The 13531-nt window shown below is 69.6% G+C and carries 10 protein-coding genes; 8 read left to right on the top strand and 2 right to left on the bottom strand.

Features of this window, described 5'->3' with window-relative positions; genetic code table 11:
* Positions 1 to 224: 224 nt before the first annotated feature.
* Positions 225 to 2042 carry a hypothetical protein gene (locus tag CAP_RS50730; protein ID WP_052375622.1) on the bottom strand — a complete coding sequence of 606 codons (1818 nt, stop codon included), beginning with the start codon at positions 2040 to 2042 and terminating at the stop codon, positions 225 to 227.
* Between the two features lie 196 nt (positions 2043 to 2238).
* Between CAP_RS50730 and CAP_RS21535 the strand changes: the two genes are divergently transcribed.
* Positions 2239 to 3339 (top strand): vWA domain-containing protein, encoded by a 1101-nt coding sequence (locus CAP_RS21535; protein WP_044244076.1) that lies wholly within the window; start codon positions 2239 to 2241, stop codon positions 3337 to 3339.
* Positions 3340 to 3346: 7 nt separating this feature from the next.
* Here the strand turns inward: CAP_RS21535 and CAP_RS45210 are convergent, their stop codons facing one another.
* Positions 3347 to 4963: a serine/threonine protein kinase gene (locus CAP_RS45210; RefSeq protein WP_052375621.1), complete on the bottom strand. Its 1617-nt coding sequence runs from the start codon at positions 4961 to 4963 to the stop codon at positions 3347 to 3349.
* A gap of 400 nt (positions 4964 to 5363) precedes the next feature.
* On the opposite strand from CAP_RS45210, the gene tssC reads away from it, so the two are divergent.
* The 7 genes from tssC (at position 5364) to CAP_RS21495 (ending at position 13529) form a co-directional block, all read left to right on the top strand.
* A complete protein-coding gene (gene tssC, locus CAP_RS21525; RefSeq protein WP_044244069.1) occupies positions 5364 to 6833 on the top strand; it encodes a type VI secretion system contractile sheath large subunit in 1470 nt (489 codons plus the stop codon).
* Positions 6834 to 6965: 132 nt separating this feature from the next.
* The gene (locus CAP_RS21520; RefSeq protein WP_044244068.1) at positions 6966 to 7952 is read left to right on the top strand and encodes an AAA family ATPase; all 987 of its coding nucleotides are present in this window, start codon (positions 6966 to 6968) and stop codon (positions 7950 to 7952) included.
* A 122-nt stretch (positions 7953 to 8074) separates the two neighbouring features.
* Positions 8075 to 8938: a DUF58 domain-containing protein gene (locus CAP_RS21515; RefSeq protein WP_044244165.1), complete on the top strand. Its 864-nt coding sequence runs from the start codon at positions 8075 to 8077 to the stop codon at positions 8936 to 8938.
* Positions 8935 to 10227 (top strand): hypothetical protein, encoded by a 1293-nt coding sequence (locus CAP_RS45205; RefSeq protein ID WP_052375620.1) that lies wholly within the window; start codon positions 8935 to 8937, stop codon positions 10225 to 10227. Before CAP_RS21515 ends, CAP_RS45205 begins: the two co-directional genes overlap by 4 nt.
* Positions 10224 to 11369 (top strand): VWA domain-containing protein, encoded by a 1146-nt coding sequence (locus CAP_RS21505; protein WP_044244067.1) that lies wholly within the window; start codon positions 10224 to 10226, stop codon positions 11367 to 11369. Before CAP_RS45205 ends, CAP_RS21505 begins: the two co-directional genes overlap by 4 nt.
* Positions 11366 to 12490: a vWA domain-containing protein gene (locus tag CAP_RS21500; RefSeq protein WP_044244066.1), complete on the top strand. Its 1125-nt coding sequence runs from the start codon at positions 11366 to 11368 to the stop codon at positions 12488 to 12490. Before CAP_RS21505 ends, CAP_RS21500 begins: the two co-directional genes overlap by 4 nt.
* A complete protein-coding gene (locus tag CAP_RS21495) occupies positions 12477 to 13529 on the top strand; it encodes a tetratricopeptide repeat protein (RefSeq protein WP_044244065.1) in 1053 nt (350 codons plus the stop codon). The genes CAP_RS21500 and CAP_RS21495 overlap by 14 nt, the downstream gene beginning before the upstream one ends.
* Positions 13530 to 13531 lie beyond the last annotated feature (2 nt).

Here is a 13531-nt window from a genome sequence, read left to right as displayed (position 1 = left end):
GCAACGGTTGTGCCCGGAGGAAGACTGGCCTGGAGGACCTGTTCCTTGGTCCTTCAACGGCCCTCTGAAGCGTCGTTTCCTGGATCAGCAGGGGCGCCGGGCTCGTCCCGGAGGGGTCGCCTGCCGAAGGCGGACGCCCCGCATCCCTGACACTGGCGTCCTGCTTCGGGGAGGTGGCTCAGTCTGCGTGGCGCAACTCAGGGCGCCGGCGCACGTGGCGCAGCTCAGTTGATCTGCAGGTTTGGCGCGGACGTGCCGGTCTGGCCTGCCCCCGCGGCTCCCCCCGAGCTGTTGGAGCCGCCGTTCCCACCGAATCCAGGAACCCCGGCGACGCAGGTGTTGGAGCCAAAGGTGAAGGTCACCCCGCCTCCACGCGCGAGGCAGGCGCTCGGACCGCCACCCCCACCTGCCCCCGGACCACCTGCGCCACCGTTGCCGCCGTTGCCGCCATTGCCGCCCGAACCAGCGTCGTCTGCGCCGCTCCCACCAGGTCCGCCGCCGCCGCCCACCTGCCCCGCGGCGCCGTTGCCGCCATTGCCACCGCGACCGCCGGCACTGGTGGTGATGGAGTTGTCGGTCACGATCACGCGGCCGGAGGCCACGAAGACGCCGAAGCTCCCACCGCCTCCCTGACCTCCGGTGCCGTTCGCCCCGCCAAGACCACCGCAGCCTCCGCTGCCACCACCGCCGCCCCGGTCGGCGTTGCACTGATTGAAGCAGGTGCCGAACTGGTAGAAGCACTCCGAGCCGCCACCGCCACCGCCACCGCCGCCGCCGCCCCTGCCGTTGATCCCGGGCATGCCGTTTCCGCCGCTCGACGGCAGGTAGAAGCCGTTGAGAATCGCTCCGAGCACCGCGCCACCAGCGCCAGGCGCCCCCTGCTGGCCAGAGGCGCCCGTGCTTCCCGACTGCCCCCCAGGGCTCGTCGTGTAGCACCTCTGCGACGAGGCCCCGCTGCTCCCCCCGGGCGTGCTGCCGCTGCCGGGGGAGCCGTTCAGGCCCCCGTTGTTGTTGAGACCTCCGGTGCCCCCTGCCCCACCGAACTCCGTGCACATGGTCTGGGGACCGCCAGCGCCCATCGTGCTGCACCCGTTACAAGCGGCCTGTCCCCCGTTCCCCGAGGAGGCAGTGGAAACCGCGTGGGGGACCGCATTCACGCCGTTCACGCCGTCCTGACCGCCTTGCACGGTCATCTGGTTGTAACGCACGTAGAGATCCCCCAGACCACCGCCGAGCCGCACGCCGTAGGTGCTGTCTCCCGGGGTCGTCGACCGGAGGGCCTCGATGGTGAAGCCTTCGAGGTGCGTCTCCATGTCGATCTGGGGAGCGTCGAACACGATGCCAGTCGCGCGCACCGTGGTGATCACGTTCTCCTTGCGCCGGAACTTGAAGTCGGGGTCGTTGTGGTCGAAGCCGCCGTAGATGCTGATCCCCGAGACCACGGTGATCGTCCCCGTGTAGGTCTCGCCGGAGAGGCACACCGCCGGGACCCCCGCCATCTGCGCGGTCTGGATCGCGGCAGCCACGGTCTGCATCGGGCTCTGGCGCGTCCCGGCGTTGGTGTCGCTCCCCTGGCTCGCCGAGACGTAGACGCACTGCTCGGTGACGCCGTCGCCGCCGTCGCAGTTGTCGTCGCCGTAGTCATCGTCGATGGGGTCTGCCGACGTCGACGTCTGCTCGCACGCATACTCGCATCCGCATGTGCCGGTGAGCGGGTTGCCGTCGATGTCCCAGAACCCGTCCGGGCAACCCAGGGCGCAGGGGTCGCTGCCACCCTCGCCTCCCTGACCCCCCGTGCCCCCGCCCCCTTCGCCGCCCATGCCCCCCGCGCCGCCCTCCCCGCCGACGCCGGTCGTGGTCGTGCTCGTGGAGGTCGTGCTCGTCGTGCTCGTCGTGGTGCTGCCCCCGCCGGAGCCGCTGCCCCCACCCGAGCCTGAACCCGAACCCGTCGGCGTGGTGATGGAGTCGCTCTCGGCGCAGCCATAGGAGGCCAGCAGGGAGAACGAGAGAAGGGAGGAGCCGAGGAGGAGCCGGGCGCGCATCGCCGGATGATGCCGTTGTCCGGCGCGGCTGCAAAGCCTCTAGCAGCGCAGTGGCGCGAATTGGGCAGGGCCCTGGACACCTGTGCGGCGATGACGATGACACGCGGCATCATAAAACGGCCGGCAAGATGCCCCCGAATCTCTGCTCGCTCCCCCCGAGATCCGCTGTGTGCGGTACTCTCGCCGCAAGTCTGCCATGCGTTCCCTCCCCTTCCGCCTCCTTCTCGTGGCCCCGCTGGGGTTGCTCACCGCCGCGCTCCACGGCGCCTGCTCGCCCGACTCCGGCGTCAGTGGCTCGACCGCGACAACGGGAGACCAGGAGCCTGATGCTGGCATCCTCGATCCTCCGCCCGATACCGGCCTGGACCCGGACGCCGCGTGCGCGCTGGTCACCGAGGAGGCCGTCTCGGTCCCCTTGAACCTTTACATCCTGCTCGACAAGTCGTCCTCCATGGCCGGCGACAAGTGGGCGAGCGCCAAGGTGGGGCTCACGGCGTTCCTGAACGACGCTCGGTTCGCCGGCACCCGCGTGGCGCTGCGGTTCTTCCCGCGTGATGCCGATGCCGTGCCTGCGTGCGACCAGAACGCCTACAAGGAGCCCACCGTCGCCTATGGCCCCTTGCCCGACAGCGCAGCGGCCATCGTTCAAGCTCTGGAGGCGGAAGCGCCGGATGGCTTCAACACACCGATCTACCCGGCGCTCGGGGGTGCGCTGCTCAAGGGCATCGAGGTGGCTCAGAACAACCCCGACCAGGCCTCGGCGGTGCTGCTGGTGACCGATGGACAGCCCCAGGGACCGCCGGGCACGTGCAGCGGGGTGAACCCGGAAGATCCAGCGGTGATCGCCAATCTCGCCTCGACGGGGGCCGAGTACAACCCGCCCGTGTTCACCTACGTGATCGGGCTGCCGGGAGCCGCCCAGACCTTCGCCAACCAGGTGGCTGCCGCAGGGGGCACGGGGCAGGCGGTGCTGGTGAGCGCCACCAACGTGGCCGCCGAGTTCCAGGACGCCCTGACCAAGGTGACGGGCGAAGCGCTCCCCTGCGAGTACGAGATCCCATCCGAGGTGGAGAGCGGCGATGTCGCCATCACCAGCGTCAACGTGCTCCTGACCCTCGGAGGCGGTGAGCCGGCGTTGCTCCCCCAGGATGCGACCTGTGACGGCGCGGGGTGGCGCTACGACGTCCCCGGCAACCCGTCGCACATCACGCTGTGCCCAGCGACCTGCGCCACGCTGAAGGAGCAGGACTCTGCCAAGATCCAGATCCTGCTCGGGTGCAGCACCATCATCGAGTGAGCCACCCCTAGTTTCCGCGCGCGAGCATCGCCGCGCCGATGCCCCCGACGACGGCGACGATCAGCATCAGGACGAACAGGACCCACGGGACCCACCCGCGTTTCGGCGGAGGGACGGGCGTGGGAGCGTTCCGCGCGAGCGCCTTCCCGCCGGTTTCCTCGACGACTGCGCCAGGTTTGCGCGTCGACTTCGGGCCACGATCGGAGGTGGGTTCGCGGTTCGACCTCGGCTCACGCGTCGACCTCGGCTCACGCGTCGACCGGGGCTCGCGGCTCGACAGCGGCTCGCGGCTCGACAGCGGCTCGCCCGAGCTGCCCGTCTTCGGGTTGTTCCCCGAGGCCCCTGGATCCGACTTCCGTGCGAGGCTGATGTCGACCTTGGCGGGGTGGTCGGGGTGGTCCGGGTCCGATCTGCGCGAGAGGCTCGGATCCGATTTCCGCAGCGAGGCAGGGTCGCCCCCGCGGCGCACCGACTTCGGTCCGTTCGACGACGGCCCCTCCGGCCCTCCTGCGAACAGCAGGGCCACGCTGCGCATCATCACCTCGGTCGCGTCCTCGGGCCGCAGCGGCCTCTCCACATCTCCCTCCTCGCGGGGGGGATGAAGGTCCAGCTCCTCGGCAGCGGTCACGATCTTGTCGTTGCGCTCCTCGGCGACCCCCGGCATGAGCGACGAGACGAGCGCGCCGATCTCCTTCTTCGACAGGCGCTCGCCCAGGCTGGCGCGTACCTTGTCCAGATCCTTCCGCAGCTCCGCCGCCGTCTGGTAGCGATCGTTGGGATCCCGGGCCAGCGCCTTCATGATGGTCCGGTCGAGCTCCGGAGGGAGATCCGGCATGATCTCGATGGGCGCCTGAGGCGTCCTGGTGGTGATCTGCGCCATCACCTCCATGAAGCCCCGCCCGCGGAACGGAGGGTGTCCGGTGACGAGCAGGTACAGCAGGCAGCCAAAGGAGAAGAGATCGCTGCGCCTGTCGATGTTCTCGCCCGAGACCTGCTCCGGTGAGAAATAGGCCGTCTTGCCCTTGATGACGCCAGCGCGGCTGACCTGCGTCTGAGCCCTGGACTTCGCCACCCCGAAGTCCACCACCTTCACCGTTCCATCGAAGCCGACCATGACGTTCTGAGGCGTCACGTCGCGGTGGATGAGGTGGAGCAGCTCGCCCGTGTTGTCACGCACCTCGTGGGCAGCGTGCAGACCTGCACACGCCGCGACGGCGACGTGCAGCACCCAGTTCAGGGGCAGCAGCGACTTCCTGGCATTCTGGACCGAGGCGAGCTTCGCCAGCGACTCGCCATCGATCCACTCCATGGCGATGTACGGCCGCTCCCGGACCTCGCCGCACGCGAAGATCTCCACCACGTTGGGGTGCAGGATCAGGGACGCCGCGCGCGCCTCGTCGAGGAACATGGCGCGGGCGTCCGAGTCGCTGTGCTGCGCGTCGGAGACCAGCTTGACGGCCACGATGTGCTCCGCGCCGGAGCCATGCGCCTCCCTGCGTCGAGCGGCCCACACCGTGGCCATGCCGCCCGAGGCCGCAGGAAAGAGCAGCTCGTACTTGCCGACGATGTCACCCGGCGCGAAGCCGTCGTGCTCGTCCTTCCAATCGTCGCCCCACGGGTCCATGCCAGTGCGCTCCCCGACGATGCTAGAGGACTTCCAGCGGGACAAGAGAAAGAGAACGGCTCGCGGAGTTTCTGGACCGGCTGAACGCCCCGCGGACCCTGAAGGTGCTGCCCGAGGCCAGCGCCCCTCGGCCTCTCCTTAGCAGCGAGGATGATGGTGAGGGAAGCCCGGTGGCGAAAGTGGAACCGGAGGTAACCCGGGTCGGGGTAGGACAATGGAGGTAGGGCTCGTAACCGGACGGGACCGCGGGGCGAGACCTCCAGCATCGTGGCCCACACCTGGCGGACTGACAGGAGGGGACCGCACGGGCGCAGAGGCGTGGCGCAGCCCCCTGGAACCCAGGGTCTGAACTCCCCCCGAGGCGTTCACCTCCGGGGAGGGTCGTGGCAAGCTGGCGCCCATGGAAGCGCAGCCCATCGAGGTCACGCCCGAGATCGCCAGGACGATGCTGGAGGAGATCCTGGCGAGCTCGCGGATGCAGCCCAGTCACGAGGACTACGACGCCATCGGGCGCGGTGTTCGAGCCGTGGTCGGTGACGTGGTCCGGCGCCGCAGCGCCGACGAGAAGATCGACAACTCCCTCGTCGACCAGATCATCGCCGAGATCGACGCGGGCCTCTCTCGACAGATCGACGCGATCTTGCACCACCCTGCTTTCCAGCGCCTGGAGGCGGCCTGGAGGGGCCTGAAGTTCGTCATCGACCGCATCGAGTTCCGCGAGAACATCCGCGTCGAGATCCTCAACTGCTCCAAGGAAGACCTCCTTGCAGACTTCGAGGACAGCCCCGAGGTGGTGAAGAGCGGCCTTTACAAGACGGTGTACTCGGCCGAGTTCGGCGTGTTCGGCGGCAAGCCCTTCGGGGCGATCATCTCCACCTACGACTTCGGCCCGAGCCCCCAGGACATTGCCCTCCTCCAGAAGACGGCCTCGGTCGCGGCGATGTCGCACGCACCCTTCTTCGCCGCGGCAGGCCCCCAGTTCTTCGGGCAGAAGAACTACCTGAACCTCCCGCACCTCGGGGAGATCAAGGCCATGTTCGAGGGCCCTCAGTACATCAAGTACAACGCCTTCCGCGAGACCGAGGACGCCCGCTACGTCGGCCTGCTCCTGCCCCGGTTCCTCCTCCGCCTCCCGTACGGCCCCAGCACCGTGCCCGTGCGGGCGTTCGCCTACGAAGAAGACGTCGTCGGGCAGCACGAGGCTTTTCTGTGGGGAACCCCGACGTACGCCTTCGCGACCCGCCTTGCGGAGAGCTTCGCCAGGAACCGCTGGTGCCTCAACATCGTCGGACCCAACTCCGGCGGCACCGTGGACGGCCTCGTCCTCCACCAGTACGAGGCCATGGGCGCCATCCAGACCAAGATCCCGGTCGAGGTGCTGCTCACGGAGCGTCGCGAGTACGAGCTGGCAGAAGAGGGCTTCATCGGCCTTGCGTTCCGCAAGGACACCACGAACGCATGCTTCTTCTCGGCCAACTCGGTCCAGAAGCCCAAGTACTTCGGCCTCAGTGAGGAGGGGCGCACCGCGGAGATGAACTACCGCCTCGGAACGCAGCTCCCGTACATGTTCCTCATCAGCCGGCTCGCGCACTACATCAAGGTCATGCAGCGCGAGCAGATTGGAAACTGGAAGGAGCGCCAGGATCTCGAGCAGGAGATCAACACGTGGCTCAACCAGTACGTCTCCGACATGGACGTGGTGACGCCCGCGGTCCGCTCCCGGCGACCGCTGCGCCGGGCCCGCGTCAAGGTCAGCGACGTGGCGGGCAACGCCGGCTGGTACAAGGTCGACCTCGAGGTGCGGCCCCACCTCAAGTACATGGGCGCGATGTTCAACCTCAACATCGTGGGCAAGCTCGACAAGGAATGATCCAGCCGGACCGGGCCCCTCCCGGTCCCTGGCCCGGGCTCGGGTGGCCTTCGGGCCCACCCTCCCCTCCCCAGGAATAATCGCGCGGCTCCGGTTGTCCCGAGGGCATCAAGCCTGTAAGCAGAGCCCTCCATGCATGACGTCCGTGCCCTGAACGAGCTGGTGGCCAAGGAGAGCGCCTTCGTCGACAACCTCGTCACCGAGGTCGGCAAGGTCATCGTCGGTCAGACCTACATGATCGAGCGGATCCTCATCGGGCTGCTCACCGGCGGCCACGTGCTCCTCGAAGGCGTCCCCGGTCTCGCCAAGACCCTCACGGTCAGGACCCTGTGCGACGCCATCGAGGCCAAGTTCTCCCGCATCCAGTTCACCCCTGACCTGTTGCCGGCGGACCTCATCGGTACCGTCATCTACAACCACCAGAAGGGCGACTTCACCTCCAAGCTCGGCCCGATCTTCGCAAACCTCGTCCTCGCCGACGAGATCAACCGCGCGCCCGCCAAGGTACAGAGCGCGCTCCTCGAGGCCATGCAGGAGCGGCAGGTGACCATCGGGGACACCACTTATCCCCTCCCCCGGCCCTTCGTGGTCATGGCCACCCAGAACCCCATCGAGCAGGAGGGCACCTACCGCCTCCCCGAGGCCCAGGTGGACCGCTTCATGATCATGGTGAAGGTCGGCTACCCCGCCCGCGCCGAGGAGCGGCAGATCATCGACCGCACCACCGCGCCCATCGAGGTGAAGGCCAGCAAGGTGACCACCCCCGAGGAACTCGCCCGGGCCGCAAGCGTCGTGCGCGACGTGTACATGGATGACCGGGTGAAGGATTACATCGTCGATGTGGTCTTCGCGACCCGGGAGCCCGCCCAGAAGGGCATGCGCGACCTGAGCAGCCTCATCGAGTACGGCGCGAGCCCCCGCGCCTCCATCGCCCTCGCCCTCGCCGCCAGGGCGCACGCCTTCCTCCGCCACCGCGGCTACGTCACCCCCGAGGACGTCAAGGCCATCGGCCCCGACGTGTTGAGGCACCGCATGGTGCTCACCTACGAAGCGGAGGCCGAGGAGGTCACCGCCGAGCAGATCGTGCGGCGCGTCTTCGAGGTGGTCGAGGTGCCGTGACCCGCCCCGCCGACGCGCGCAGAGCGGACAAGTCTGCGGGGAGTACCGAGAAGAAGGCGCCGGGGACGGCGGCAGAGGCAGCCGTCGAGAAGCGCCCGACGAAGCCGCTCCCGGCCGAGCTTCTGAAGCAGCTCCGGCGGATCGAGATCCGCACGCAGAGGCTCGCCACCCAGGAACTCTCGGGCTCGTACCACTCCGTCTTCAAGGGGCAGGGCCTGTCGTTCCGCGAGGTGCGCGCCTACGCCCCTGGAGACGACCCGCGCTGGATCGACTGGAACGTCTCCGCCCGCATGAACGAGGCCTTCGTGAAGGTCTTCGTCGAGGAGCGCGAGATGACGGTGATGCTCGTCGTCGACGCCTCCCAGAGCGAGCAGTTCGGGACGCGGCGCTCCTCGAAGGCCCAGATCGCCGCCGAGATCTGCGCGCTCTGCGCCTTCAGCGCCATCAAGAACAACGACCGCGTGGGCCTCGTCCTCGCCACCGAGGCCATCGAGCGGCTGGTCCCACCCCTCAAGGGCGACAAGCACGTCCTCCGCGTGGTGCGCGAGATCCTCGGGCACGACCCCGAGTACACCGGCACGAACCTCAAGCTCGCCCTGGAGACCCTGGTGAAGGTCGCCAAGCGCCGCAGCGTGGCCTTCGTGGTCAGCGACTTCTTCGCCACCGGCTTCGAGCGGGCGCTCGCCCTCGCCGCCGCGAAGCACGATGTCATCCCCGTGATGATCGTCGACCCTCGCGACGAGGAGCTGCCCGACGTGGGCCTCGCCGCCTTCGAGGACCTGGAGACCGGCGAGGAAATCGTCGTCGACACCAGCGACCCCGCGGTGCGCGACCACTACAAGAAGGCCATGCGCAAGCTGCGCACCGACCGTGACCGCCTCTTCAAGAAGCTGGCGCTCGACGCGGTGATCGTGAAGGTGGGCGAGAGCTACGTGAACCCCATACGAGACCTGTTCGCCCGTCGCGCGCGGAGGATCCGGAGGTGAGCGTGCTGCGCTGGCTCTCCCGCGCTGCGTGTCTCGTCGCCACGGCCTCGCTCGTGGCAGCCGCACCAGCCCTCGCCCAGCCTGACCCCCCGGACGGCGGCGCCACACAGCTCGCCCCCCCTCAGGACGACGAGCCCCCGCCGCCTCCCGTGGTGGCACCGACCACCGCGCCAGCGTCGGCTCCTGCAGCAGGAGCCAGCGCCGCGCCAGGAGCCAGCGCCGCGCCAGGAGCCGGCGCCCAGCGCACCTGGGTCTCGTGCACCGAGCACGTACCTCCCGGCGCCACCCGGCCGGACATCCAGGAGACCTTCCCCGCTGGCGGCTTCAGCGGCTACGCAGCCGCCCTCACCATCACCGTCACCCACGGCAAGGGTGAGACGGTGCTCCCCGAGGGCTTCAAGCTCCAGCGCGACAGCGACGCCGCCCGCGCCCTCACCGAGGCCGGCTTCCTTTTCCCCGAGGCCACCGCCGACACCGCGCCCACCATCGCGCGCCCCGACCCCGCCGCCACGGGCGAGCGCGTCACCACCGTGGTGACGGTCCCCTTCGTGGCGCTCCCCCCGAAGCCGGGCCGCAACCTCATGCAGCTCCCGCCCGTCCCTGTCGCCGTGGCGCGCGCGAGTGGTGAGGTCGTGACGGTATGCACCCGGCTGCACAGCATCATCGTCGAGGACCCCATCGCCAACGAGGTCGACCCCAAGGTGCGCCCCAGCCCGGAGCCGCGCCCCCAGCGGGAAGACTGGGCGCTGGCCCGGCAGGCCACCATCGCCGCCCTCGTCGGCGCCGTCCTCGCGCTCATCCTCGCCTGGCTCATCCGCCGCTGGATGAAGCGGCCCAGGGTGGTGCACGCCCCTCCGCCCAAGCTCCCCTGGATCGCCGCCATGGAGGAGCTCTCGGCACTCCGCCGCTCCAGCCTCCTCGCGGAAGGTCGCACCGACGAGTTCTTCGACCGCGTGAGCGACTGCGTGAGGCGCTACCTCGGCGCCCGCTACGGCTTCGATGGCCTGGAGACCACCAGCGACGAGATGCGCTCCCTCCTGCGCCGGGTACGCCCACCCGTGCTGGTGCTGCCCGAGATCGGCGACTTCCTCTCCGACTGCGATCTCGTGAAGTTCGCCCGGGTGCAGCCCACGGAGCAGGACTGCCGTGAGGCCCTGGAGCGCGGCGAGCAGATCGTGCGGCGCACCGTCCCCCAGCAGGGCCCCGCGCCGACCAGCACGATCCACACCTCCGGTAGCGACGCTTCGCGCCCTTCGCCCCCTTCCCCTCCTGACGAGGTGTCCCCGTGAGCACCGCGAAGCGCGTGATCCTGGCCGTGCTCGCGACCTTGCTCATCGCGGGAGCGGCGCTGGTCTACCCCTGGCTTGCCCGACGCGAGGCCTGGATTGGCGCCACCTGGCAGCAGCCCTGGCTGCTCCTCGGCCTCCTCGTCGTGCCCGTCGTCTGGTACTGGGGCATCTTCGCGCAGGACGCCCGCAAGCCCCGCCTGCGCCTCGGCACCGTCTCCCCGCTGCTCACCGGTCCCCGCGGCATCCGCAGCCATCTCCGCGACCTGCCCGGCGCGATCCGCGCCATCGCCGTCGCCATGCTGGTGCTGGCCATGGGCAGACCGGTCAGCGTGCTCCGCGACCAGCAAGCGGACGACAAGGGCATCGACATCGTCGTGGCGCTCGACCTCTCCGGCTCGATGCGCGCCGTGCTCGACGCCAAGCAGAGCGACCTGCCCGGCGCGCCGCGGATCCCCAAGAACAAGCGCCTCACCCGGCTCGACGTCGCCAAGCTCGTCCTCCAGGACTTCATCGGCCGCCGCAGGACCGACCGCATCGGCGTCATCGTCTTCGGCAAAGCGGCCTACGTGCTCTCGCCGCCGACCATGGACTATCCGCTCCTGTCCCAGCTCGTCTCCAAGATGTCGCTCAGCGTCATCGACGGCAGCGGCACGGCCATCGGCGACGCCCTGGGCACGGCGGCGGCTCGCCTCCGGCGCAGCGACGCCATCTCCAAGGTCATCATCCTCATCACCGACGGTGACTCCAACGCGGGATCCATCTCGCCCGAGTACGCGGCCGACCTCGCGGCAGGCCTGGGCGCCAAGGTGCACACCATCCAGATCGGCACCGCCGACGAGGTCGACGTCGAGGATGGCGTGGACCTGTTCGGCCAGCCCCGCTACGCGCGCCAGCGCTTCCCGGTGAACCCCGAGCTGCTCCGGAAGATCGCCCAGAAGACCGGCGGAGAAGCCTATGTGGCGACAGACGCCAAGGCCCTCAGCGACAGCATGCACGACGTCCTCGACACGCTGGAGAAGACGCGCTTCGAAGCCTCCATCGCCTCCTTCGAGGACCTCTTCCCGCTCCTCCTGCTCCCGGGAGCGGTGCTCGTCGGCCTCGACGCCCTCTTGCGCGCCTGGCTGCTCCGGAGGTTCCCGTGATCTTCGCGACGCCCTACTGGCTCTTCGGCACCGCGCTCGCAGCCCTCGTGGGGGTTTTGCTCGTCCTCGGCGGCTTCGGCGCCGCGCGCTCCGTCAAGCGGTTCGGCGATCCGGATCGGGTGCGTGCGCTCGTCACCAGCGACCCCGCCAAGCGCCGCGCCTGGAAAGGGGTGCTGCTCGTCCTCGCCACGGCCCTCGCCTTCGTGGCAGCCGCCCGCCCGCAGTACGGCAAGGGGACGCGCCTCGTGCCCGCCACCAACGTCGACGTGGTCGTCGTGCTCGACTACTCGAAGAGCATGTACGCGCGCGACGTCGAGCCGTCGCGCATCTTCCGGGCCAAGGTCGAGGTGGCGCGGCTCATCAAGGACCTCGAAGGCGCCCGCTTCGCGGCCGTCGCCTTCGCCGGCGAGCCCATGAGCTTCCCGCTCACCGCCGACGGCGCGGCGATCGCCCAGTTCCTGCGTCAGCTCGATCCCAACGACATGCCCGTGGGCGGCACCGCCATCGCGCGTGCCCTGGAGGCGGCGCGCGATCTCCTCAAGAACGACCCCAAATCCAAGGACCACAAACGCATCATCCTGCTCATCACCGACGGCGAGGACCTCGAAGGCGCCCCGGCGGCCGTGGCGCAGTCTGCAGGCGCGGAGGGCACCACCATCCACGTCGTGCAGATCGGCGGGCGCACCCCGGAGCCCATCCCCGAGATCAGCGAGGATGGCCGGATCGTCGGCTGGCGCAAGGACCGGCGCGGCGAGCCCCTCACCACCGCCCTCACCGTCGAAGGGGAAGCCCAGCTCGCCTCGATCGCGCAGGCGACCCCCGGGGGCAAGCTGGTCCGCGCCGAGAAGGGCTCGACGGGCATCGAAGACATCGCCGCCGAGCTGCGGAGGCAGATGACGAACGAGTACGCAGAGCGGGTGGAGACCGTCTACGCAGACGTCTACTTCTATCCTCTGGGCCTCGCCATCGCCCTCCTCATCGCCGAGGTCTTCGTGACCGACGGGCCGCGACGCCGCTTCACCCCGCGCAGGCCACCTCCTGCCCGACGCAGGCGGGACGCCTTCCTCGGCGCACGCGGAACCGACGACAAACCTGCGGAGGTCGACCGTGCCGTCGCGTGATCTCGTCCGGCGCGTCTTGATCGCAGGGTTCGCCGTCGCCTGCCTCGCCGGCGCAGCGTTCTCGGCGACCGTGGGCTGCAGCGGCTGGGACCCTTCGTCCCCGTTCGAGCGCAACTCTCCGGCCGTGAATGAGGCCATCGAGCACCTCGACGCAGGCCGCATCGAGCCAGCCGAGGAGGTGCTCACCCGCTACCTGGGCACGGGTCAGTGCAGCGACGCGGGCATCGGCTTGCCGGACGCCGTGCGCCAGAAGCCGAACGGCTCCTTCGATCTCGGACTGACGCTGTTCTACATGGCCGAACGCTACGGCCGCCGCTTCGGCGAAGAGGAACTCGGCGACGCTGGCGCCGAGGAGGACGATCCTCAGGCTGCACAGCGCGCCGTCGAGATCGAGTGCGCCCTCATCCTGGTGCAGGCCATCGCCGCCGATCCCACCGTGCCCGCCGATCTCCGCGCCCGCGCCCGCTACCTCGCGGGGAACCTCGAGTTCATGAGGCGTCGCTACAAGGAGGCCGTCGCGTTCTACGACCAGGCCCTCGCCATCATCCCCGGCATCCTCGAAGAGGCTGGCGGCGACGGCATCGGCCGTGACACGGCGTGGAACCGCGCGATCGCCCTGCGGCGCATCGAGGATCAGGAGCGCGACGCCGCGCCGGACGCCCCCCCCGACTCCCCCCCGCCGCCCCCGGACGGCGGTGAGGATGGCGGCGATGACGGCGGCGGCGACGATGGCGGCGACGACGGCGGAAACGACGCGGGCGACGACGGCGGCGACGACGGCGGAAACGACGGCGGCGGCGAGGACGCGGGCGACGACGGCGGCCCGCAAGATCAGCAGCCTGACGCTGGCGGTGACGATGGCGGCTCCCAGGACGCAGGAGGACAGCCGCCCCCTCAGCAGCCACCTCCGCAGTCCGCCCAGGAAGCGCGCCAGGACGAGCGCGTCCTCGACCAGCTCGAAGAGGCGCCCACCTACCAGGAAGAAGAGGCGAAGAACCGGGGAGTCCGGCGAGGCCGCGCCGTCATGGAGGACAAGTGACC

It is taken from the genome of Chondromyces apiculatus DSM 436, assembly GCF_000601485.1.
Classification (GTDB): Bacteria; Myxococcota_A; Polyangia; order Polyangiales; family Polyangiaceae; genus Chondromyces; species Chondromyces apiculatus.
This window is presented reverse-complemented; position numbering and strand designations above follow the sequence as displayed.